This is a genomic window from Streptomyces sp. NPDC058685 (assembly GCF_042714725.1).
Classification (GTDB): Bacteria; Actinomycetota; Actinomycetes; order Streptomycetales; family Streptomycetaceae; genus Streptomyces.
In genome coordinates, this window is the sequence record NZ_JBHXSL010000047.1 from 26,086 (window position 1) to 47,085 (window position 21,000).

General features: G+C 70.2%; 18 protein-coding genes and 5 tRNA genes. 10 read left to right on the plus strand and 13 right to left on the minus strand.

The features are described from left to right. Positions 1-8: 8 nt before the first annotated feature. Positions 9-941 (plus strand): N-acetylmuramoyl-L-alanine amidase, encoded by a 933-nt coding sequence (locus ACFWU3_RS28785; protein ID WP_384443537.1) that lies wholly within the window; start codon positions 9-11, stop codon positions 939-941. 115 nt (positions 942-1,056) lie between these two features. Here ACFWU3_RS28785 and ACFWU3_RS28790 read toward each other — a convergent pair. The 6 genes from ACFWU3_RS28790 to ACFWU3_RS28815 all read right to left on the minus strand — a co-directional run bounded on the left by ACFWU3_RS28790 (position 1,057) and on the right by ACFWU3_RS28815 (position 5,723). Next, positions 1,057-1,132: transfer RNA gene (locus ACFWU3_RS28790), tRNA-Lys, on the minus strand. 239 nt (positions 1,133-1,371) lie between these two features. Then, positions 1,372-3,549 carry a DEAD/DEAH box helicase gene (locus ACFWU3_RS28795; protein WP_384443539.1) on the minus strand — a complete coding sequence of 726 codons (2,178 nt, stop codon included), beginning with the start codon at positions 3,547-3,549 and terminating at the stop codon, positions 1,372-1,374. A 205-nt stretch (positions 3,550-3,754) separates the two neighbouring features. Next, on the minus strand, positions 3,755-4,315 hold the full coding sequence (locus ACFWU3_RS28800) for a hypothetical protein (RefSeq protein ID WP_384443541.1): 561 nt from the start codon (positions 4,313-4,315) through the stop codon (positions 3,755-3,757). 138 nt (positions 4,316-4,453) lie between these two features. After that, complete coding sequence (locus tag ACFWU3_RS28805) at positions 4,454-4,816, minus strand: fluoride efflux transporter FluC (protein ID WP_384443543.1); 363 nt, start codon at positions 4,814-4,816, stop codon at positions 4,454-4,456. Then, the gene (locus ACFWU3_RS28810) at positions 4,813-5,376 is read right to left on the minus strand and encodes a fluoride efflux transporter FluC (protein ID WP_384443545.1); all 564 of its coding nucleotides are present in this window, start codon (positions 5,374-5,376) and stop codon (positions 4,813-4,815) included. Before ACFWU3_RS28810 ends, ACFWU3_RS28805 begins: the two co-directional genes overlap by 4 nt. Beyond that, entirely contained in the window at positions 5,373-5,723 is a 351-nt protein-coding gene (locus tag ACFWU3_RS28815) for a metallopeptidase family protein (protein ID WP_313945477.1), read from the minus strand. The genes ACFWU3_RS28810 and ACFWU3_RS28815 overlap by 4 nt, the downstream gene beginning before the upstream one ends. A gap of 135 nt (positions 5,724-5,858) precedes the next feature. On the opposite strand from ACFWU3_RS28815, the gene ACFWU3_RS28820 reads away from it, so the two are divergent. From ACFWU3_RS28820 to ACFWU3_RS28835, 4 genes are all read left to right on the plus strand, one after another. Continuing rightward, entirely contained in the window at positions 5,859-7,412 is a 1,554-nt protein-coding gene (locus ACFWU3_RS28820; protein ID WP_384443547.1) for a metallophosphoesterase, read from the plus strand. Positions 7,413-7,492: 80 nt separating this feature from the next. Continuing rightward, positions 7,493-7,565: transfer RNA gene (locus tag ACFWU3_RS28825), tRNA-Glu, on the plus strand. 38 nt (positions 7,566-7,603) lie between these two features. Further along, a tRNA-Asp gene (locus ACFWU3_RS28830) sits at positions 7,604-7,678 on the plus strand. A 24-nt stretch (positions 7,679-7,702) separates the two neighbouring features. Then, positions 7,703-7,779, plus strand: a tRNA-Phe gene (locus ACFWU3_RS28835). Between the two features lie 42 nt (positions 7,780-7,821). Here the strand turns inward: ACFWU3_RS28835 and ACFWU3_RS28840 are convergent. The 3 genes from ACFWU3_RS28840 to ACFWU3_RS28850 form a co-directional block, all read right to left on the minus strand. Next, entirely contained in the window at positions 7,822-8,646 is an 825-nt protein-coding gene (locus ACFWU3_RS28840) for a cytochrome c biogenesis CcdA family protein (protein WP_384443549.1), read from the minus strand. Next, complete coding sequence (locus tag ACFWU3_RS28845; RefSeq protein ID WP_384443551.1) at positions 8,643-9,380, minus strand: DsbA family protein; 738 nt, start codon at positions 9,378-9,380, stop codon at positions 8,643-8,645. The genes ACFWU3_RS28840 and ACFWU3_RS28845 overlap by 4 nt, the downstream gene beginning before the upstream one ends. 79 nt (positions 9,381-9,459) lie before the next feature. Next, complete coding sequence (locus ACFWU3_RS28850) at positions 9,460-9,822, minus strand: hypothetical protein (RefSeq protein WP_384443553.1); 363 nt, start codon at positions 9,820-9,822, stop codon at positions 9,460-9,462. 110 nt (positions 9,823-9,932) lie between these two features. Between ACFWU3_RS28850 and hrpA the strand changes: the two genes are divergently transcribed. The 3 genes from hrpA (at position 9,933) to ACFWU3_RS28865 (ending at position 14,556) form a co-directional block, all read left to right on the plus strand. Then, on the plus strand, positions 9,933-13,862 hold the full coding sequence (hrpA, locus tag ACFWU3_RS28855) for an ATP-dependent RNA helicase HrpA (protein WP_384443555.1): 3,930 nt from the start codon (positions 9,933-9,935) through the stop codon (positions 13,860-13,862). 143 nt (positions 13,863-14,005) lie between these two features. Further along, positions 14,006-14,080, plus strand: a tRNA-Asp gene (locus ACFWU3_RS28860). Positions 14,081-14,259: 179 nt separating this feature from the next. Next, positions 14,260-14,556, plus strand: a complete 297-nt coding sequence (locus ACFWU3_RS28865) for a DUF6274 family protein (RefSeq protein WP_384443557.1) — start codon at positions 14,260-14,262, stop codon at positions 14,554-14,556. Between the two features lie 357 nt (positions 14,557-14,913). On the opposite strand, the gene bldC is transcribed toward ACFWU3_RS28865, so the two are convergent. Continuing rightward, the gene (gene bldC, locus ACFWU3_RS28870; RefSeq protein ID WP_003949541.1) at positions 14,914-15,120 is read right to left on the minus strand and encodes a developmental transcriptional regulator BldC; all 207 of its coding nucleotides are present in this window, start codon (positions 15,118-15,120) and stop codon (positions 14,914-14,916) included. A gap of 485 nt (positions 15,121-15,605) precedes the next feature. After that, on the minus strand, positions 15,606-16,445 hold the full coding sequence (locus ACFWU3_RS28875) for a hypothetical protein (RefSeq protein ID WP_384443559.1): 840 nt from the start codon (positions 16,443-16,445) through the stop codon (positions 15,606-15,608). 185 nt (positions 16,446-16,630) lie between these two features. Between ACFWU3_RS28875 and ACFWU3_RS28880 the strand changes: the two genes are divergently transcribed. Both ACFWU3_RS28880 and ACFWU3_RS28885 read left to right on the plus strand, forming a co-directional pair. Then, positions 16,631-17,728: a Glu/Leu/Phe/Val dehydrogenase dimerization domain-containing protein gene (locus ACFWU3_RS28880; RefSeq protein ID WP_328861082.1), complete on the plus strand. Its 1,098-nt coding sequence runs from the start codon at positions 16,631-16,633 to the stop codon at positions 17,726-17,728. A 277-nt stretch (positions 17,729-18,005) separates the two neighbouring features. Next, on the plus strand, positions 18,006-18,269 hold the full coding sequence (locus ACFWU3_RS28885) for a DUF3073 domain-containing protein (RefSeq protein ID WP_313945468.1): 264 nt from the start codon (positions 18,006-18,008) through the stop codon (positions 18,267-18,269). A gap of 54 nt (positions 18,270-18,323) precedes the next feature. Here ACFWU3_RS28885 and purM read toward each other — a convergent pair whose 3' ends face one another. Together purM and purF are read right to left on the minus strand one after the other, a co-directional pair. Beyond that, positions 18,324-19,424, minus strand: a complete 1,101-nt coding sequence (gene purM / locus ACFWU3_RS28890; RefSeq protein WP_384443561.1) for a phosphoribosylformylglycinamidine cyclo-ligase — start codon at positions 19,422-19,424, stop codon at positions 18,324-18,326. A gap of 33 nt (positions 19,425-19,457) precedes the next feature. Then, positions 19,458-20,975 (minus strand): amidophosphoribosyltransferase, encoded by a 1,518-nt coding sequence (purF, locus tag ACFWU3_RS28895; RefSeq protein WP_384443563.1) that lies wholly within the window; start codon positions 20,973-20,975, stop codon positions 19,458-19,460. Positions 20,976-21,000: the final 25 nt, after the last annotated feature.

Sequence of the window (21,000 nt, forward strand, 5' to 3'; positions counted from 1 at the left end):
GCACCCTGATGGCCTGGTGCCCGTTCGCGAGGAAGCTGGAGCTTCAGCCAGAGAGTGATCAGCAGCCCGCCATCCGGCCGACGCAATTCATCATCCACAGCGTCGCGGCGCCGTGGAACGCGCAGCGAATCTATGAGTACTGGCAGTCTACGAATCTCGAGTCCCACTTCGGGCTCGGTTACGCCGGCGACCTCGGCCAGTTCATCGGCACGGAGACCCGGGCCGACGCCAACTATCAGGCCAACCGGCGCCCCGACGGGACCGGCGCGGTCTCCATCGAGACCGCGAGCAACACCAGTGCCACCGACCGGTGGACGGACGAACAGGTCGACCGGCTGATCCGGTTGGGGGCCTGGCTGCACCACCACCACGGCATCCCGCTGCGGATCTGCCGCACCCACGACGACCCCGGCTACGGCTACCACCGGCTGCACGAGGAATGGGCGGTCGGCGGCACGATCTGCCCCGGCAACGCCCGGGTGACCCAGTTCCGTGAGGTGGTCTTCCCCGGCATCGTCGCCGAGGCCGCGAACCCCAGCCCGCCCGAGGAGGACGACATGCCCATCGCCAAACTGCACGAGTCGAACGCCTTCGACGTCGAACTGCCGTCCGGCTCCTGGGTGGGCCTCGCCTTCCGGGACGCGGTCATCCACGCCGGCCCCCGCACACTGATCGGCCCGCTCTACGTCCAACTCACCATCGGCGACGCCCCGCAGGGCACCCGCCTGGACGGCCGCTTCTACGCCACCAACCCGGACGGCTCGTCGCCCTCGGGCTACGGCGACCTCACCAAGTGGGGTGCGGGGACCCACCAGTTCCTGCACAACGTGGACGTCCCGGCGGGCAAGCACCTGCGCTTCGAGATCTGCGCGACGACTCCGGACGGCAGCCCGGTGACGCTGATCCACCGGCTGGTGACAGGGGATTACGTGGCCTCGTAGGACACGGGCGGGGAGGGCGGAAAGCCGGTGCCCACCTCCGCGGACGCGGAAGCGCCCGGCCGGGGAACCGGTCCGGGCGCTCGGGTGGTGGCCGACCGGAGACCGGTCGGCCGGGTGGTAGGCCGTGTGGGACTCGAACCCACAACCAACGGATTAAAAGTCCGCTGCTCTGCCAATTGAGCTAACGGCCCTCGGCAGGACACCCCGAGCATAGCCCGAGCTGACTCGTGAGCCGATCGGGTATCCGATCAACGGCTTGTCGCGCTCTTCCTGGGAGGTGCCACGAGTCAGTGAGGTGGGCCGTGCCACTCGGCGCAGCCCCCTCGGGAGGCGCCTCGCCCCCCCAACGCGTCAGGGCCCGCACGGCACCGAAGTGTCGTGCGGGCCCTGTCAGCGTTCAGCGGGTCCGGCTCAAGAGCCGGGAGGCGGATCAGCCGTTGCGCTTCCAGCGCGGCTTGTCGTCACGGCGACCGAAGGAACCGGTGTTCGTGCCGGTGCCGGTGCCGCCGCGGTGGTCGTCACGGCGGCCGTACGGGCGGTCCGCCGAGCCGGCGCGGTAGCCGCTGGAGGGGCGGTCGTCGCGGCGGTCACGGTTGAACGGGCGGTCGCTGCCGCGGTGGCCGGAGGGACGGTCGTCGCGACGGAAGCCACCGGAGGGGCGGTCGTCACGGCGCTCGTTGTCGCGACGGAAGCCGCCGGAGGGGCGGTCGTCACGGCGGAAGCCACCGGACGGACGGTCGTTGCTGTCACGGCGGAAGCCGCCACGGTCGTCACGACGCTCGAAGGAACGGCCACCACGGTCGCCACCGCGGTCGTCACGGTTGAAGCCGCCGGAGGGGCGGTCGTCGCGGCGGAAGCCACCGGACGGACGGTCGTTGCTGTCACGGCGGAAGCCGCCACGGTCGTCACGACGCTCGAAGGAACGGCCGCCACGGTCGCCACCGCGGTCGCGGTTGAAGCCGCCACGGTCGCCACCGCGGTCGTCGCGACGGTCGCGGTTGAAGCCACCGCGGTCGTCACGGCGGTCGTTGCCACGACGCTCGAAGTTGCCACGGTCGTCGCGGCGTTCGGTCTGCTCCGGCACGGCGGCCGCGGCCACAGCGGCCTCGACCTCCGCCGTGGCGGCCTCGGCCACCTCGGCGATCGCCGTCTCCGGGTCGTCGCCCCGCTCACGGGCCGCACGCGCCACCAGGCGGTCGGCCTCCTCGCGGAGCTCCACCGCGCGGCGCTGCACGCGCTCCAGCTGCTTCGTCAGGTCGGCGGCCTCGCGCTCGGCCTGCTTGGCGGCGTTGTTCGCGGAGTCGGCCTGGACCTCGGTGAGCGAACGCGCACCGGTGATCTCGGCGACCTCGGGGTCGAACGCGCCCGCTCCGCCCACGATGTGGCGCGAGGCGTCGACGCCCGCGTCCTCCATGAGACGGAAGATCTGGCGGCGCTGGTGCGGCAGCGACAGCGACACGACCGTGCCGGACTTGCCGGCGCGGGCGGTACGGCCCGAGCGGTGCAGGTAGTCCTTGTGGTCGCCGGCCGGGTCCACGTTCAGGACCAGGTCGATGCCGTCGACGTGGATGCCGCGGGCGGCGACGTCGGTCGCGACGAGCGCGTTGACGTAGCCCTTCTTGAAGTCCTCCAGCACCCGGGTACGCGCGCCCTGCGTCATACCGCCGTGGAGCGCGTCGGCCTTCACGCCCGAGTCGCACAGCTGCTCGGCGATGCGGTCGGCGCCCAGCTGGGTGCGGACGAAGATGATGGTGCGGCCCTTGCGGGCGGCGATCGCCGCGGTGACGGGCGCCTTGTCCTTCGGCTTCACGACGAGGACGTGGTGCGTCATGGTCGTGACGTTGCCCTGGGCGCTGTCGACCTCGTGGCTGACCGGGTCGACGAGGTAGCGGCGCACGAGGGTGCCGATCTCGTTCTCCATGGTCGCGGAGAAGAGCATCCGCTGACCGCCGGCCGGGATCTGGTCGAACAGCTCGGTGACCTCGGGCAGGAAGCCCAGGTCGGACATCTGGTCGGCCTCGTCGAGGACGGCGACCTGGATGTTCTCCAGCGAGCAGGCACCGCGGTTGATGATGTCGCGCAGTCGGCCCGGGGTGGCGACGAGGACGTCGACACCGCGCTCGAGCGCGTAGATCTGGTTGCCCATGGACGTACCGCCGCAGACGACCTTCATCTTGAGGCCGAGCACATCGCCGTACGGCTGGAGGGCGTCCGCGACCTGCATCGCGAGCTCACGGGTCGGGGTGAGGATGACGCCGCGGGGCTTCTTCTTGTCGGTGTGGCCGCCGGCCAGCGTCGCGAGCAGCGGAAGACCGAAGGAGAGGGTCTTGCCGGAGCCGGTGCGGCCACGGCCGAGGATGTCCTTGCCGGCCAGGGCGTCCGGAATGGTCGCGGCCTGGATCGGGAAGGGGGTGGTGACACCGTTCTGCGCGAGCTTGCGGACGACGCCCTCGGGCAGACCGAGGTCGGAGAACGTCACCTCGGGGGTCGAGGGAGCCTCGGAGACGTCCGCGGCCTGGGGGGCGTCGGAGACCTCGACGGTCTCGACAACGGCCTCGGCCGACTCGTTCTCGGGCATGACGGCGTGATCAGTACTGAAAGTGGACATGCGAAATGCGAAACCTTCCGGAGTCTCGGCACGCGCCCAAACTCCGTGATTCGCAATTCGACCGCCTCGATGCGGTCAGCCACGGCTAGGGAGAGTACGCGCCACGCGGCGCTCTTCTTTTTCGGCGCCGGGCAATGGGATCAAACGATCTACCACCATACGCACCCTCCCCCGCCCAAGGCAAACCGCCGGGGGGTGACCCCCGTTACATCGGCCCCATCTGCGGTGATGCGGTGGGTACCTCCAGTGTGCCCTGTCCGTCGACCAGCCGCATCGCACCGGCGTGCACCTCGGGCGCGGACGACGCCGACGGCACGTCGGTGGGCTCGCTCGGCGGCAGGGTGGGCGGGTCGACCGGCGGCGGCTCGGACGGCTCGACCGGGGGCTGCGGCTGCGACGGCTGCACGGAAGGAGACGATCCGCCTCGTGTCGGGTCGGGCCCTTTGGGCGGCCGGGGCTGCTGACCGCCGCGCGGGGGCTGCGCCGAGGGCGCGGCCGTACCGCTGGCGCTGGGCGGGGCGTCCGGGCCGTCGCCCTTGTCGCCGGCCTTGCCGGAACCGTTCCGTCCGCCGTCGGCGTGACGGCCTCCGGACACCCCGTCCCCGCCGTCCGGTTCGGCCACCGCACCGGGGCGGTGGGATGACTTGCCGGGCGCCGGTTTGCCGTCCGGATCGTCGCTCACGCTCATACAGCCGGCCGAGGCTGCGACGGCCAGCGAGGTGACCATGGCGACAGCCAGACGGCGGGGGGCGGACAACTGGCGCACGAGGGGCACCTCCGGGACACAGGGCACGGTTTCCGTGCCCAACTCCCTGTGCCCCACAAGGGACACGCCCCGACGCCTGACAAGTACACGACCCGTCCCGGCGGTCCGGTGCCGTGTGGTGCGGTCCCGGGTCGCCCCCTAGGTCGCCCAGGCGCGCGCCAACTCCGCGCCCAGGAACACCGATCCGAGCCCCACCAGCACCGATGCGCCGACGTTCGCCACGGCGAGGAACCCCCGGCCGCGTTCGGCCAGCCGCAGCGTCTCGTAGGAGAAGGTCGAATACGTCGTGAGCGCCCCGCACAGGCCCGTACCCAGCAAGGCGTAGGTGCCCGAGGAGACCGACGCGCCCGCGACCGCGCCCAGCACCAGGCTGCCGGCGGCGTTGACGACGAAGGTGCCCCACGGGAACAGCGAGTCGCTTCGGGCCTGCACCGCACGGTCCGTCAGATAGCGCAGCGGTGCGCCGACCGCCGCGCCGAGGGCCACCAGCAGCCAGGTCACTTCGGCACCGCTCTGCTCGCGGCAGCCCTGGCCGCTGCCGCCCTGGTCGTCACCGCGGCGAGCCACACGGCGCCGAGGCAGCCGGCCACGGTGCCGCCGGCGTAGGCGAGCGCGAGCCCGGCCTCCTCGCGTTCCAGGAGGTTCCGGAGGTCCAGGGCGTACGTCGAGAAGGTGGTGAAACCGCCGAGCACCCCGACTCCGACGAACGGCCGGACCAGCGGATGGGCGCGCCGGCCGCCCTCGGCGATCAGCGCCATCAGGACGCCGATCAGTGCGGACCCCAGCACGTTGATCCAGAACGTGGCCCACGGGAAGGTGCCGTCGGCCGCGGGCCACTGCCGGTTCACCGCGTGGCGGGCGAGCGCCCCGGCCACTCCGCCCGCGGAGATGGCCAGGAGGACGGGAAGACGGTGGCCCCGCGCGGTCTCCGCGCGCTGCTCGGGCACGTGCAGGTCGACATCCGGGTCGATCGCCTCGGCGGACGCGTCAGGCGTACCGGACGTCGCATCGGCGTCTCCCGCATCGGCGCCTCGCGCCCCGGAGGGCGGGTCCTCGCTCACCCGTACCCCAGCGCGTGCAGCCGCTCGTCGTCGATGCCGAAGTGGTGCGCGATCTCGTGCACGACGGTGATCTCGGTCTCCTCGACCACGTCCTGCCGGGTCTCGCTGATCCGCAGTGTGGGCCCCCGGTAGATCGTGATCCGGTCCGGCAGCACCCCCGCGTACCACTCGCCGCGGTCGGTGAGCGGCGTCCCCTCGTACAGCCCGAGCAACTCGGGGTCGTCCGCGGGCGGCTCGTCCTCGACGAACACCGCGACGTTGTCCATCAGCCGCGTCAGCTCCGGCGGGATCCTGTCCAGGGCCTCGGCGACCAGTTCCTCGAACTCCTCGCGCGTCATCTCCAGCACGTGGCCATTGTCACGTACGCCGTCCGGCCGGTCGCCCCGGGCCGGGCCGCTCCGCCTGCCCGTGTGCCTCCGAGCCCTCCCCGTACGCCCGGCCGGCCCGGCATGACGCCCCGCACCACTGGGCATACGCGCCCAATGGCACGCAAGGTCCCGGAACCGGTCCGAGCCGCGACGACACGGCTGCAACGCCTCTATCGCTCCCGCCACACCGAACCGACCAGCGCCCTCGTCCATACGCCGCACCCGTGGGCCCGCGCACTGGGACTGACCGTCGTCGTGCTGTTCGGCGCCTGGCTCGGCCTGCTGATCGTCGGCAGCGTCCGCACCCCGGTCGGGCCGATGAACACGAGCATGACGCTGCGCCCCGACCTGACCGGCGGCACGAAGATCAACGTCTCGCCGTTGGGCGCACTGGAACTCGACTCCCATGTGGCACCCATCCGCCTGGACGTGGACGTGGACCAGCTCGACCCGGCCCGTTCCCAGGCACTGGTCGAACACCCCGAGCGGCTCGCCGGTCTCCAGGACGAGGTGGCCCGCGACGTGGCCGACGGCACCACCGAACTGGCCGTGCGCTCCTGCGTCGCCGTCGTCTCCGGCGCCACCGCACTCGGCCTCGCCGTCTACCGCCGCCCGCGCCGCGCCCTCGCCGCCGGCGGCCTGGCCCTGGCGCTGCTGGCGGCCTCCGGTGTCTCCGCGTACGCCACCTGGAACCCGAAGTCCGTCCTGGAGCCGAAGTTCTCCGGGCTGCTCTCCAGCGCCCCCTCGCTGGTCGGCAACGCCCGCTCGATCGTCACCGAATTCGACGTCTACCAGCAAGAGTTGGCGCGGCTGGTCACCAACGTGACCAAGCTGTACGACGCGACGTCGACCCTGCCCACGTACCAGCCGGACCCGTTGAGCATGCGGGTGCTGCATGTCTCGGACATCCATCTCAACCCGGCGTCGTGGCACATCATCAGCTCGCTCGTGGAGCAGTACGGCATCGACGTGATCATCGACTCCGGCGACACGATGGACCACGGAACAGCGGCCGAGAACGGTTTCCTGGACCCCATCCGGGATCTCGGCGCCCCCTATGTGTGGGTCCGCGGAAACCACGACTCCGACGTCACGCAGGCGTACCTGTCCCGGATGAAGAACGTCCACGTCCTCGACAACGGCAAGGCGGTCACGGTCGCCGGGGTCCGGATCGCGGGCAGCGGGGACCCGCAGTTCACCCCGGACCGCTCGGTCGTCGCCCAGGGCGACCCGGCCGAACGCATGACGGGCATCCGCCTCGCCTCCGCCCTGCGCGACCAGGAGCGCGCGGGCACCCCGGTGGACATCGCGGTCGCCCACAACCCGGTCGCGGCCCGCCAGACCGACGGCACGGTCCCGCTCGTCCTGGCCGGCCATGTCCACCGCCGCCAGACGGAGGTGATGAAGCTGGGCACCCGGCTGAAGATCGAGGGCTCGACGGGCGGCGGCGGCCTGCGGGCCGTGCAGAACGAGAAGCCGGAGAAGGTGCGGGCGTCGGTGCTCTATCTGGACCGCTCCACGAGGAAGCTCCAGGCGTGGGACGAGATCACGCTGGGCGGCCTGGGACTGACGACGGCCGAGGTCAGCCGCCATCTCCCGGAGGACAACCAGCCGGGCGCGGTGCCCTCCCCGAGCGTCTCCTCCCCCTCCCCCTCGGCGACCCCCTAAACCGTTTTGGCGATACCTCCCTGCATCCCATATGCTTCTCACGTCCCCGACGCGCTGAGAGGCGCCCAGGCGGGCCTTTAGCCCTCATCGTCTAGTGGCCCAGGACGCCGCCCTTTCAAGGCGGTAGCACGGGTTCGAATCCCGTTGGGGGCACGCATCACCCTGTGCGAGACTTGTCTCGCACATTGCTTGGTCCTGTGGAGCAGTTTGGAGTGCTCGCCACCCTGTCAAGGTGGAGGCCGCGGGTTCAAATCCCGTCAGGACCGCTGTGGTCACGCGAGTGATCGCGTGGCTGGGTAGCTCAGTTGGTACGAGCGATCGCCTGAAAAGCGATAGGTCGCCGGTTCGACCCCGGCCCCAGCCACCACCCGAAGGCCCCGATCCCCGGATCGGGGCCTTCGTCGTTCCCCTACGCCTCCTCCCGCCTCCGCCACCCCCGTACCCCCAGCACCACCGCCGCGATCGCGACCACCGCGATCAGCAGGGCCCAGTCCGGGACCGCACGGCCCACGTCGCCCGCCCACTGTTCCGCGGCGAACGAGTCGTCGACCGAGAGCAGGCCGGGCAGGGCCGTCGCGCCGTCGAAGATCAGGAACAGGGTGCCGAGGACGACGAAGAACAGGCCCGACGCCAGCGAGGTGGTGTGCAGATGCAGGCGGCCGATGGTCAGTGCGCGGCCGCGGAGCCAGCGTCTGCCGCCCAGGTCGTAGCGGTCCCACAGCAGGGCGAGCAGGAACAGGGGGACCGCCATGCCCGCGGCGTAGACCGCGAGCAGCAGTCCGCCGTAGGCCGGGCTGCCGCTGAGGGCCGACACCGTCAGCACGCTGCCGAGGATCGGGCCCGCGCAGAAGCCGGCGAGGCCGTAGACCAGGCCCAGGGCGTAGACCGGGAGGGCCGTCGTCGGGCGGATGCGGCCCGAGAGCGCGGCCATCCGGCGGGAGGCGAATCCGAGGCCGAGGATCTGGGCGATGCCCAGCACGATGATCAGCCAGCCGCCGGTGGTGACCAGCAGATCGCGGTTGCCGTAGAAGAAGCGGCCCGCGAGGGAGCCGGCGGCGCCGAGCGGGACGAGGGTGGTCGCCAGGCCCGCGTAGAAGATCGCGGTGCGCGCGAGCAGCCTGCCGGCGGAGTCGAGGGAGTACGCGAAGAACGCCGGGAGCAGCAGGGCGCTGCACGGACTCACCAGAGCGAGCAGGCCGCCGAGGAAGGCGGCCAGATAGCCGAGGTCGGTCATCGGGCGGCCTTCGCCGCCGCGTCGACCGCCTCGGTGAACGTCCGCTCCGACTGCGCGCCCGCGATCGGCCGGCCGTTGATCAGGAAGGACGGCGTCGAGGTGGCGCCGAGACCGTATGCCTCGTCCTGGTCCTTCTTGACCGCCTTCTTCGCGGCGGCGCTGTCCACGTCGCGGCCGAAGCGGGCGAGGTCCTTCACCCCGGCCTCGCGCGCCAGCGCCTCCAGCCGGTCGCCGGTGAAGCCCTTCTCCTTGGCGCCCTCGGCGTACGCGGCGGCGTGGAACTGCCAGAACCGGCCCTGCTGTCCGGCCGCCCAGGCGGCGCGGGCGGCGGACTCGGACTCCGCGCCGAAGATCGGGAAGTTGCGCCACTCGATGCGCAGGACGCCCGCGTCGACGTACTTCTTCACCAGCGCCGGTTCGGTGTCGCGGGCGAACTTGCCGCAGTAGCCGCACTTGAAGTCGGCGTACTCGACCATCACGACGGGCGCGTCCGTGCGGCCCAGGGCGAGGGGGTCACCGGCGTCGCGGCGGGCGAGTTTCACCAGTTCGGGATAGGTGCCGGCGCCCGGTTCGGCGGACACCTCGGCGGCGGGGCCGGACTTCGACGGCGTCTGAGGCCGGGTCGCGCTGTACGAGGCGAAGCCCAGCAGCAGGGCGGCGACGAGCACACCCGCGGCGATGGCGACGGTCGTGCCGGACGGCCGGGACGACCGGGCGGAGAGGGAGGAAGGCATGGTGGTTCGGTACTCCTGAGCGAGAAGGAACAGCGAGAAGGACGCCGTGAACGGACACGCGCGAGCGGCCCGTCGCCTTCTAGACGCGCAGGACGGACAAGTCCACCGGGGTGGGCGGTGCGGGTGGCGGCGGGGCCCGGTCGGGGGTGATGGCCAGGGGCGCGGCGCTCGGGGCGGGCCCGGTGAAGCAGGGCGCGGCATACGGCGCGGGCAGTAGTTCGTACGCCGCCGAACCACGCGGCGGGGTCGCGGGGTGCGCGCCCCGGTCCCCGTCCGGCGCCCCCTCGCCGCAGCCGGGCGGCTGCCCCTGCGCCGTCATAACGATCACGTCGTCGGTGGGGTTCGCGTACGACGGGGAGCACAGCAGCAGCGCGAACAGCATGCCCAGCAGCGCGGTCGCGGTCACCGCGGAGCGGTACCGGCGGTGGCGGCCGATGGGCATGAACGCGCGGCCCTTCGTGGGGAGGTGAACGGATCTGCTCCATACTGCACCAGCTTGTGGGCGAAATGCGTTCGCCAGTGCTTTCCCGGGGGTGCGATCCTGGGATCCGTATGTCTACTTCCTTCGCCGACCTTCAGACCCTCCTGGCCGGGGCATCGCTGCGCGACGCCCACCGGCTGGGACGTCGTCTCGAAGGCGCCCGCCGCATCCGTAAGCCCGAGGCGCGGCAGGCCGTGCTGGACGAGATCGCCGCCGAGGCCGAGCAGTCCGCTGCCCGCACCGCCCGGCGCGCGGAGCGCGTGCCCGCGATCACGTATCCCGAGCAGCTGCCCGTCAGCCAGAAGCGGGACGAGATCCTGGAGGCGATACGGGACCACCAGGTCGTGATCGTCGCGGGCGAGACCGGTTCGGGAAAGACGACGCAGATCCCCAAGATCTGTATGGAGCTCGGCCGGGGCGTGCGCGGCATGATCGGCCATACGCAGCCGAGACGGATCGCCGCCCGGACGGTCGCGGAACGGGTCGCCGAGGAACTGAACACCCCGCTCGGCGAGGCGGTCGGCTGGAAGGTCCGCTTCACGGACCAGGTCAGCGGCAACACCTTCGTCAAGCTGATGACGGACGGCATCCTCCTCGCGGAGATCCAGACGGACCGCGAGCTGCGCGCCTACGACACGATCATCATCGACGAGGCCCACGAGCGGTCCCTCAACATCGACTTCCTGCTCGGCTATCTGGCCCAGCTGCTGCCCAAGCGCCCCGACCTCAAAGTCGTCATCACCTCCGCGACCATCGATCCCGAGCGCTTCTCGCGTCACTTCGGGGACGCGCCGATCGTCGAGGTCAGCGGGCGTACGTACCCGGTCGAGGTGCGCTACCGGCCCCTTCTCGAGGAAGAGGGCGACGACAGCGACCGCGACCAGATCACCGCGATCACGGACGCCGTCGAGGAGCTTCAGGGCGAGGGCAAGGGCGACATCCTGGTCTTCCTCTCCGGCGAGCGGGAGATCCGCGACACCGCGGACGCGCTCAACAAGAAGCAGTACCGATTCACCGAGGTGCTCCCCCTGTACGCGCGGCTCTCGCACGCCGAGCAGCACCGCGTCTTCCAGCCGCACACCGGCCGCCGGATCGTGCTCGCCACGAACGTCGCCGAGACCTCGCTGACCGTCCCGGGCATCAAGTACGTGATCGACCCGGGCACCGCCCGTATCTCCCGCTACAGCCATCGCACCAAGGTCCAGCGGCTGCCGATCGAGGCGGTCAGCCAGGCCAGCGCCAACCAGCGCAAGGGCCGTTGCGGCCGTACCTCCGACGGCATCTGCATCCGGCTGTACTCCGAGGACGACTTCGAGTCCCGTCCCGAGTTCACGGACGCCGAGATCCTGCGGACCAACCTGGCCTCCGTCATCCTCCAGATGACCGCCGCCGGCCTCGGGGACATCGAGAAGTTCCCCTTCATCGACCCGCCGGACCACCGCAACATCCGCGACGGTGTGCAGCTCCTCCAGGAGCTGGGCGCGTTCGACCCGGCGCAGAAGGACCCCAAGAAGAAGCTGACCCAGCTCGGCCGCAAGCTCTCGCAGCTGCCCGTGGACCCGCGGCTGGCCCGGATGGTCGTCGAGGCCGAGAAGAACGGCTGCGTACGCGAGGTCATGGTGATCGCGGCGGCGCTCTCCATCCAGGACCCGCGCGAGCGCCCCGCCGAGAAGCAGACGCAGGCCGATCAGCAGCACGCACGCTTCAAGGACGAGACGTCCGACTTCCTCGCCTTCCTCAATCTCTGGCGCTACGTCCGCGAGCAGCAGAAGGAGCGCGGCTCCTCCAGCTTCCGCCGGATGTGCAAGCAGGAGTACCTGAACTTCCTGCGCATCCGCGAATGGCAGGACATCTACGCCCAGCTGCGCCAGGTCACCAAGTCCATGGGCGTCCAGGTGAACGAGGACGACGCGCCCGAGACCAGCGTCCACATCTCGCTGCTCGCCGGCCTGCTCTCGCACATCGGCCTGAAGGACACCGACAACAAGAACGAGTACCTGGGCGCGCGCGGCGCCAAGTTCGCGGTCTTCCCCGGCTCGGCGCTGTTCAAGAAGCCGCCGCGGTTCGTGATGTCCGCCGAGCTGGTGGAGACGTCCCGGCTGTGGGCGCGGGTCAACGCCAAGGTCGAACCGGAGTGGATCGAGCCGCTCGCGCAGCATCTGCTCAAGCGCACCTACAGCGAGCCGCACTGGGAGAAGGACCAGGCGGCGGTGATGGCCTTCGAGAAGGTCACCCTGTACGGCGTGCCGATCGTCGCCCAGCGGAAGGTCAACTACGGGCGCATCGATCCGGAGACCTCCCGCGACCTGTTCATCCGCAACGCCCTGGTCGAGGGCGACTGGCGCACGCACCACAAGTTCTTCGCGGACAACCGCAAGCTGCTGACCGAGGTCGAGGAGCTGGAGCACCGGGCCCGCCGGCGCGACATCCTCGTGGACGACGAGACGCTGTTCGACTTCTACGACCAGCGCATCCCCGAACACGTGGTGTCGGGCGCGCACTTCGACTCGTGGTGGAAGCACAAGAAGCGCGAGGAGCCCGAACTCCTCGACTTCGAGCGCGAGATGCTCATCAACGAGAAGGCCGCCGGGGTCACGAAGGACGACTATCCGGACTCCTGGCGGCAGGGCCCGCTGAAGTTCCGGGTGACGTACCAGTTCGAGCCCGGGGCCGACGCGGACGGTGTGACCGTCCACATCCCCCTCCAGGTGCTCAACCAGGTCACGGACGAGGGCTTCGACTGGCAGATCCCGGGCCTGCGCGAAGAGGTCGTCATCGAGCTGATCCGCTCCCTGCCGAAGCCGGTCCGCCGCCACTACGTACCCGCGCCGAACTACGCGAAGGCGTTCCTGGAGAGGGCCGTGCCCCTTCAGGAGCCGCTGCCCGTGACGCTGGCGCGTGAGCTGAAGCGCATGGTGGGCGTGCCGGTCGGCGCCGAGGACTTCGATCTCACCAGGGTCCCGGACCACTTGAAGATCACGTTCCGCATCGTCGACGAGCGGCGCCGCAAGCTCGCCGAGGACAAGGACCTGGAGGCGCTGAAGCTCCAGCTGAAGCCGAAGGCCCGGCAGGCGCTGTCCAAGGCGGCAGCGGCCGCCACGGCGGGCCCCTCGGGCTCGGGCGAGTCCCTGGAGCGCACCGGTCTGACGGACTGGACGATCGGGACGCTGACGAAGGTCTTCGAGACCCGGCGGGCGGGCCAGCCGGTGAAGGCGTATCCCGCGCTCGTCGACGAGGGGGACAGCGTCGCCGTACGCCTCTTCGACACCGAGGCGGAGCAGCAGCAGGCCATGTGGCGGGGGACGCGGAAGCTGATCCTGCTCAACATCCCGGTCAACCCCGCCAAGTTCGCTTCGGACAAGCTGAGCAACCAGCAGAAGCTCGCTCTGTCGGGCAATCCGCACGGTTCGGTGCAGGCCCTGTTCGACGACTGCGCCACCGCCGCCGCGGACAAGCTGGTCGCGGACCACGGCGGACCGGCGTGGGACGAGGAGTCGTACCGGAAGCTCTACGACAAGGTGCGTGCCGACCTCGTGGACGCGACCGTACGGACGGTGGGCCAGGTGCAGCAGATCCTGGCCGCATGGCAGGCGTGCGAGCGCCGGCTGAAGGACACCAGGAGCCTCACCCTCGTCGCCAATGTCCAGGACGTACGGACCCAGCTGGCAGCCCTGATGCCGGCGGGCTTCGTGACCCTCACCGGTCTGCGCCGCCTTCCGGACCTGATGCGGTATCTGGTCGCCGTGGACCGCAGGCTCCAGCAGATGCCGACGTCGGTGCAGCGCGACACCACGCGCATGGAGAAGGTCCACGACATGCAGGACGAGTACGCGTGGCTCCTGGAGCAGCTGCCCCAGGGGCGGCCGGTGCCGCAGGAGGTCCTGGACATCCGCTGGATGATCGAGGAGCTGCGGGTGAGCTACTTCGCCCATGCCCTGGGCACCGCGTACCCGGTCTCCGACAAGCGGATCGTGAAGGCGATCGACGCGGCCGCGCCGTGACGAACCCTGGGGCGATCGCCCTGACGAAGCCCGTGGCGACCGCCGTGACAAGGCCGTCGCTCACGGTGAGTTCGACCGGCGGGCCCGGCCTGCTGTAGAGTCTCTTCTCGCAGCACAGCGCACGATTCGGAGCTGCAAAACCTGGTCCTGTGGAGCAGTTTGGAGTGCTCGCCACCCTGTCAAGGTGGAGGCCGCGGGTTCAAATCCCGTCAGGACCGCACAGACGACGAAGGCCCCGCACCATCACGGTGCGGGGCCTTCGTCGTTCTCGCCGTCTTGACGACGCCATCCGCCGCCGGTACCCACTGACTAGGGGCCTGTTGCCGGCCCGTCGCCCGAACAAGGCGGACGGGGCAGGCGGGGCGGGCGGGGACGGCACACACCGGAGGTGACGTGCATGGCGGCGTCCACGGCGAGGCGGCACGAGACGAGGGCACTTCTGCGAGCCCATCTGGCGGCGGCTTCCGGCTATCGGCACCGCACCCGTAACTGCCCCATCTGTCATCGCCTCCTGAGGCTCGCCATGGAGCCGTCGGCGGACAACGAACCCGCCGGCCTCCGCCCGTCCGTGGCGTCCGGGCCGCCCGAGACCGCCGAGACATCCGAGGGGTCCGGGGCCCGACGGGCCTCCGAGGCTCCCGAGCTGCCCGCGACACCCGTCGGCGCGGAAGGCGGAGGCACCCCCGACATGTGACACCGGGCCCGGTTGTGGCCCGTTCCGGGGGCGTGGGGCGGGGAGTTGGCAAGAGTCGTGCAGTGTGACGGGAGTCACCGCATGGGTTTTCAGAACCCCCCTCCTTAACCCCTCCCTACAACCGACCAATTTAATATGTGCCATTGCACTGCCCCGGAAGCGTCTCCCGCACCCTCCGGGAGCGCCCTGTGCAGGGGAGATGCCGGCCCCCGAAGAAGCGCACAAAAAGATCGCGCTGGACCCGGCGGAGTCCAGCGCGATCGATGACGAAGTCTGTTGGGGCAGAGCCCGTCATGTGGAGCTATGGGTGGGCTTACCGGGATGGGGGTCCCGAATACGCCCGTTTCAACGGGGCTTTCAGGCCTCGCTGCGCTGCTGCGGGATACCCGCAAGCAGTGCGCGGACCTCAGCCTCGCGGTACCGGCGATGTCCACCGAGGGTTCGGATGGACGTGAGCTTGCCTGCCTTCGCCCAGCGGGTGACCGTCTTCGGGTCCACGCGGAACATCGTGGCAACCTCTGCCGGGGTCAGCAGCGGCTCGGCATCAGGGGTGCGAGCGGTCATGAGCGGCCTCCTCGGGAGAACCGAACCTTCTCGGTTCTTTCCTCTAAATTCTGCACCTTGACCCGCGTTGCCCGAAATGGCGGACGCGGGCCGAGTCGGTTATAGGACGAACGGCTTGTCCTCGGCACTACAACTACACCATCTGTCCAGCCACGTCGGCCAAACCGATGGAATTGCCCTCTGAGGTGTTCATCAGTGGCGGAAGCCGATGGACCATGCCATAACGGACAGTCACGCCACAGTGACGATCAGTCACAGAGCGATCAGGAGTCACCAGACCCCCCATAGAGCGCAATACCGAGAAATCCGCCCGAAGTTGGACGGAAGGAGCCCTCCCCGGACTCCTTGTCCTATTTTGACACGAGGGTAGGCGATAGGCGCAAGGGCCCAGTTAGTGCAGTCCGTCACGCTTGAGACAAAGGCCCGGATCGGGACCTACGTCCTGGACGGAGGGGCTCGGCGATCTCATCGAGCCCCAGAACCGATCAGTTTGCGAACTGAAGGTCCCTCACGGCCCGCCAGCGTTCCACGAGACGGGCGTACGCCGCGCTCGCGCCGTCGCCGTCGCCCTCCCCCAACGCCGTGATCCCCGCGGCCAGATCCGCCGCCGAGCGGTCCTCCTCCAGGTGCGCTCCGCCGAGCGCGTGCACCAGGCCGCCGTAGTCCAGCTCGACCAGGGAGCGCGGATGGAACTCCTCCAGCCACTTGCCGACGTCCACCAGCCCGTCGGTCAGCAGACCGCCGTCGGCCGACTCCCGCAGCGTCCGCAGCGACCGGGCCACCCGGCGCCGCGCCTGCACCATCGGCGTGCGGTAGCGCAGCACGGCGGCCTCGGGCCCGGCCGGCTCGTAGACGCGCTCCTCGTCCGAGAACAGCGCGAACCAGCGCACCGGCACCTGCCAGACCGCGGTCCTGATCCACGGCCGGGCGTCCGGATTCCGCTCCCGCCACTGTTCGTAGTCGGCCGCTGCCTGTCCGCGCACGACCGGCGGAAGCGCCGCGTCCAGCAGCGCCGCCGGCAACTGCTCGGTCAGCTCCTCCAGCGCCAGCCAGCCGCGCAGCCGGGTCCGCCAGGGGCAGACACAGATCACGCCGTCGATCTCCGTGACGAAGGCGTCGCCGCTCTCGTGGACGGGCACCGGGACGGGCGGGGTGGGCAGCAAGTCCGCCAGCGAGCGCCGCAGTTCGTCCTGTGCCGTGGGGGTGCTCTCCCGCTTGGCGTAACGGGTCCAGTGCGCCCGTTCGGCGTCCGGGAAGGCCGCCAGCGGTTCGTAGACCCGCAGGTAGGCCGCGTAGGGAACGGGGACCGAGGACAGCGCTGGCATGCCGCGATCCTTCCACGCCCGTACTCCGCCAGGGGGTGATCCTCGGCACTGCGTCGGATCTACCCTGACGTAGGACTTACCCTCATGCCCAAACGGACCTCCCCACCCCTTCCCCTGCCACAAGCGACGGGGAGACCCCAAGGGGGTCCTCCACATCCGCCGCTTCGTACTTGGGAGTCACCACAGTGACCGATCTGACCGGCGCGCCCGTCCCCGTCGATGTGCTGCACACTCTGTTCCGATCGGACCAGGGCGGCCACGAGCAAGTCGTGCTGTGCCAGGACCGCGCCTCCGGCCTGAAGGCCGTCATCGCCCTCCACTCGACCGCCCTGGGCCCCGGCCTGGGCGGCACCCGCTTCTACCCGTACGCCTCGGAGGCGGAGGCCGTCGCCGACGCGCTGAACCTCTCCCGCGGGATGTCGTACAAGAACGCCATGGCCGGTCTCGACCACGGCGGCGGCAAGGCGGTCATCATCGGTGACCCCGAGACCCTCAAGAGCGAGGAGCTGCTGCTGGCGTACGGCCGGTTCGTCGACTCGCTCGGCGGCCGCTACGTCACCGCCTGCGACGTCGGCACCTATGTCGCCGACATGGACGTCGTCGCCCGTGAGACCCGCTGGGCCACAGGCCGCTCCCCCGAGAACGGCGGCGCCGGGGACTCCTCCGTCCTCACCGCCTACGGCGTCTTCCAGGGCATGCGCGCCTCGGCCCAGCACCTGTGGGGCGAGCCCTCGCTGCGCGGCCGCCGGGTCGGCATCGCCGGCGTCGGCAAGGTCGGCCACCACCTCGTGGAGCATCTGATCGAGGACGGCGCCGAGGTCGTGATCACGGACGTCCGCGAGGAGTCCGTACGCCGCATCCGTGACAAGCACCCGCAGGTCACCGCCGTCGCGGACACCGACACGCTGATCCGCTCCGAGGGCCTGGACGTCTACGCGCCCTGTGCGCTCGGTGGTGCCTTGAACGACGGCTCGGTCCCCGCGCTGACCGCCACGGTGGTCTGCGGCGCGGCCAACAACCAGCTCGCCCACCCGGGTGTCGAGAAGGACCTCGCGGACCGCGGCATCCTCTACGCCCCTGACTACGTGGTGAACGCCGGCGGAGTGATCCAGGTCGCCGACGAGCTCCACGGCTTCGACTTCGACCGCTGCAAGGCCAAGGCGTCGAAGATCTTCGACACCACGCTGGCAATATTCGCACGTGCGAAGGAGGACGGCATTCCGCCGGCTGCCGCAGCCGACCGGATCGCCGAGCAGCGCATGGCGGACGCCCGCCGGAGCTGATCGCACGGACGCCGGCCCGCCGCTCGGGAGACAAGACTCACCCCGGTCGGCGGGTCGACCGCCAAGAAGAGGTTAAAATCGCAGTTGACCAGCGAGGACGGGGCTCCTCGCGGGTCCTGTGAAGTGGCACCTCATGCGGGCGGCGTACCGTATGGCCGCGGAAGCAGGTACCGTTGAAGCTCTACGGACCGGTCTCTCCACGGAGAGCCCGTTCCGACTCATGAACGCGTGTCAAGACTCTGGGGCCGTCGAGCCCCGTCACCGAGGGGGTCGAGCCATGGGGCGCGGCCGGGCCAAGGCCAAGCAGACAAAGGTCGCCCGCCAGCTGAAGTACAACAGCGGCGGGACTGACCTGTCGCGTCTGGCCAACGAGCTGGGCGCTTCAACTCCGAGTCCGATTTCGAGCCAGCCGCCGAACAGCGAGCCGTTCGAGGACGACGACGAGGAAGACGACCCGTACGCACGGTACGCGGACCTGTACAACGACGACGAGGACGAGGACGAAGAGTCCGGCCCGTCGTCACAGCGCCGCGGCGCTTGACGTCGTACCCACCGACCCGGTCCGGGGCTCGCCCCGGACCGGGTTCTGTGCTGTTCAGCTCGCGTAGTCGCCGGTGAGTTCCGCCCCGGTGGTCCGGTCGCCGCGCTCGGTGATCTCTCCGGTCACCCAGGCGTCCACACCGCGGTCCGCGAGCGTGGTCAGCGCCGCGTCCACCGATGCCTCGGGGACGACGGCGATCATGCCCACGCCCATGTTCAGCGTCTTCTCCAGCTCCAGCCGCTCGACCTGGCCGGCCCTGCCGACGAGGTCGAAGACCGGACCGGGCGTCCAGGTCGACCGGTCCACGACCGCGTGCAGGTCGTCCGGCACGACGCGGGCCAGGTTGTTGGCGAGTCCGCCGCCGGTGACGTGGCTGAAGGCGTGCACCTCGGTGGTCCGGGTGAGCGCCAGGCAGTCCAGCGAGTAGATCTTGGTGGGCTCCAGCAGCTCCTCGCCGAGCGTGCGGCCGAACTCCTCGACCTGCTGGTCCAGCGACATGTTCGCCCGGTCGAAAAGGACATGACGGACGAGCGAGTACCCGTTCGAGTGAAGGCCCGAGGACGCCATGGCGATCACGGCGTCACCCTTACGGATACGATCCGGGCCCAGCACCCGGTCGGCCTCCACCACTCCGGTGCCGGCGCCGGCGACGTCGAAGTCGTCCTCGCCCAGCAGACCGGGGTGCTCGGCCGTCTCTCCGCCGACCAGGGCGCAGCCGGCCAGCACACAGCCTTCGGCGATGCCCTTGACGATCGCGGCGACCCGCTCGGGGTGGACCTTGCCGACGCAGATGTAGTCGGTCATGAACAGCGGCTCGGCACCGCAGACGACGAGGTCGTCGACGACCATGCCCACGAGGTCGTGGCCGATCGTGTCGTACACGCCCATCTTCCGGGCGAGATCGACCTTGGTGCCGACGCCGTCCGTGGCGGAGGCGAGCAGCGGACGCTCGTAGCGCTTGAGGGCGGAGGCGTCGAAGAGGCCGGCGAATCCGCCGAGGCCGCCGAGACCCGCCGTCTCGGGGCGCTGCGTCTTCTTCACCCACTCCTTCATCAGCTCGACGGCGCGGTCGCCGGCCTCGATGTCGACACCCGCGGCCGCGTAGCTGGCACCGGTGCCCGCGTGCGGGGCACGCTCGGAAGATTCAGCAGACATTGCTGGAGAACTTTCGTGTCGTTGAGCTGGGTCTCACGGGCGACGGAGCGCGTCGGCGGCGTCGGCGCCGCCCGCAAGCTCGGTCTCCAGAAGCTGCTTGCCGAGCAGCTCGGGGTCGGGGAGGTCCATCGGGTACTCGCCGTCGAAGCAGGCGCGGCAGAGGTTCGGCTTGTCGATGGTCGTGGCCTCGATCATGCCGTCGATGGAGATGTAGGAGAGCGAGTCGGCACCCATCGAGGTGGCGATCTCGTCGACCGTCATGCCGTTGGCGATGAGCTCCGCGCGGGTGGCGAAGTCGATGCCGAAGAAGCAGGGCCACTTCACCGGCGGGGACGAGATCCGGATGTGGACCTCGGCGGCGCCGGCTTCGCGGAGCATCTTGACCAGGGCGCGCTGGGTGTTGCCGCGGACGATCGAGTCGTCCACGACGACCAGGCGCTTGCCCCGGATGACTTCCTTGAGGGGATTCAGCTTGAGTCGGATGCCCAGCTGGCGAATGGTCTGTGAGGGCTGGATGAAGGTGCGGCCCACATAGGCGTTCTTCACCAGGCCGGAGCCGTAGGGGATGCCGCTGGCCTCGGCGTAGCCGATGGCCGCGGGGGTGCCGGATTCCGGCGTCGCTATCACCAGGTCCGCGTCGACCGGCGCTTCCTTGGCGAGCTTCCGGCCCATCTCCACCCGGGAGAGGTAGACGTTCCGGCCGGCGATGTCGGTGTCGGGGCGAGCCAGGTAGACGTACTCGAAGACACAGCCCTTGGGCTTCGCTTCCGCGAATCGCTGGGTGCGGAGACCGTTCTCGTCGATGGCGACGAGCTCGCCCGGCTCGATCTCGCGGACGTAGCTCGCGCCGCAGATGTCGAGGGCGGCGGACTCGCTCGCGACGACCCAGCCGCGGTCCAGGCGGCCGAGGACGAGCGGGCGGATGCCCTGCGGGTCCCGGGCCGCGTACAGGGTGCCCTCGTCCATGAAGACGAGCGAGAAGGCGCCCTTGACGTCGGGGAGGATCTTGGCGGCGGCTTCCTCGATGGTCAGCGGCTTGCCGTCGTCGTCGACCTGGCCCGCGAGGAGCGCGGTCACGAGGTCGGTGTCGTTGGTCGCCGCGACCTGGGTGGAGCGTCCGTCCTGCCGGGGCAGATCGGCGACGAGCCCGGCGAGCTCGGCGGTGTTGACCAGGTTGCCGTTGTGGCCGAGCGCGATGGAGCCGTGGGCCGTGGCCCGGAATGTCGGCTGCGCGTTCTCCCACACGGAGGCGCCGGTCGTCGAGTAGCGGGCGTGACCGACCGCGATGTGTCCCTGGAGAGATCCGAGGGACGTCTCGTCGAAGACCTGCGAAACGAGGCCCATGTCCTTGAAGACGAGGATCTGGGAACCGTTGCTCACCGCGATTCCCGCGGATTCCTGACCTCGATGCTGAAGGGCGTAGAGCCCGAAGTAAGTGAGCTTTGCGACCTCTTCGCCCGGAGCCCAGACACCGAAGACGCCACAAGCGTCCTGGGGGCCTTTCTCACCGGGGAGAAGATCATGACTGAGTCGACCGTCACCACGTGGCACGGCACCGAGTGTAGGCGAGATCGAC

Bases quoted from the DNA above. Each gene is read 5' to 3' on its own strand.
- ACFWU3_RS28865 (WP_384443557.1), top strand. From the start codon at position 14,260: ATGGCGGCGTCCACGGCGAGGCGGCACGAGACGAGGGCACTTCTGCGA.
- ACFWU3_RS28850 (WP_384443553.1), bottom strand. From the start codon at position 9,822: ATGCCCATCGGCCGCCACCGCCGGTACCGCTCCGCGGTGACCGCGACC.
- ACFWU3_RS28845 (WP_384443551.1), bottom strand. From the start codon at position 9,380: ATGCCTTCCTCCCTCTCCGCCCGGTCGTCCCGGCCGTCCGGCACGACC.
- hrpA (WP_384443555.1), top strand. From the start codon at position 9,933: ATGTCTACTTCCTTCGCCGACCTTCAGACCCTCCTGGCCGGGGCATCG.
- ACFWU3_RS28785 (WP_384443537.1), top strand. From the start codon at position 9: ATGGCCTGGTGCCCGTTCGCGAGGAAGCTGGAGCTTCAGCCAGAGAGT.
- purM (WP_384443561.1), bottom strand. From the start codon at position 19,424: ATGTCTGCTGAATCTTCCGAGCGTGCCCCGCACGCGGGCACCGGTGCC.
- ACFWU3_RS28820 (WP_384443547.1), top strand. From the start codon at position 5,859: ATGGCACGCAAGGTCCCGGAACCGGTCCGAGCCGCGACGACACGGCTG.
- ACFWU3_RS28875 (WP_384443559.1), bottom strand. From the start codon at position 16,445: ATGCCAGCGCTGTCCTCGGTCCCCGTTCCCTACGCGGCCTACCTGCGG.
- bldC (WP_003949541.1), bottom strand. From the start codon at position 15,120: ATGACCGCTCGCACCCCTGATGCCGAGCCGCTGCTGACCCCGGCAGAG.
- ACFWU3_RS28840 (WP_384443549.1), bottom strand. From the start codon at position 8,646: ATGACCGACCTCGGCTATCTGGCCGCCTTCCTCGGCGGCCTGCTCGCT.
- ACFWU3_RS28885 (WP_313945468.1), top strand. From the start codon at position 18,006: ATGGGGCGCGGCCGGGCCAAGGCCAAGCAGACAAAGGTCGCCCGCCAG.
- ACFWU3_RS28795 (WP_384443539.1), bottom strand. From the start codon at position 3,549: ATGTCCACTTTCAGTACTGATCACGCCGTCATGCCCGAGAACGAGTCG.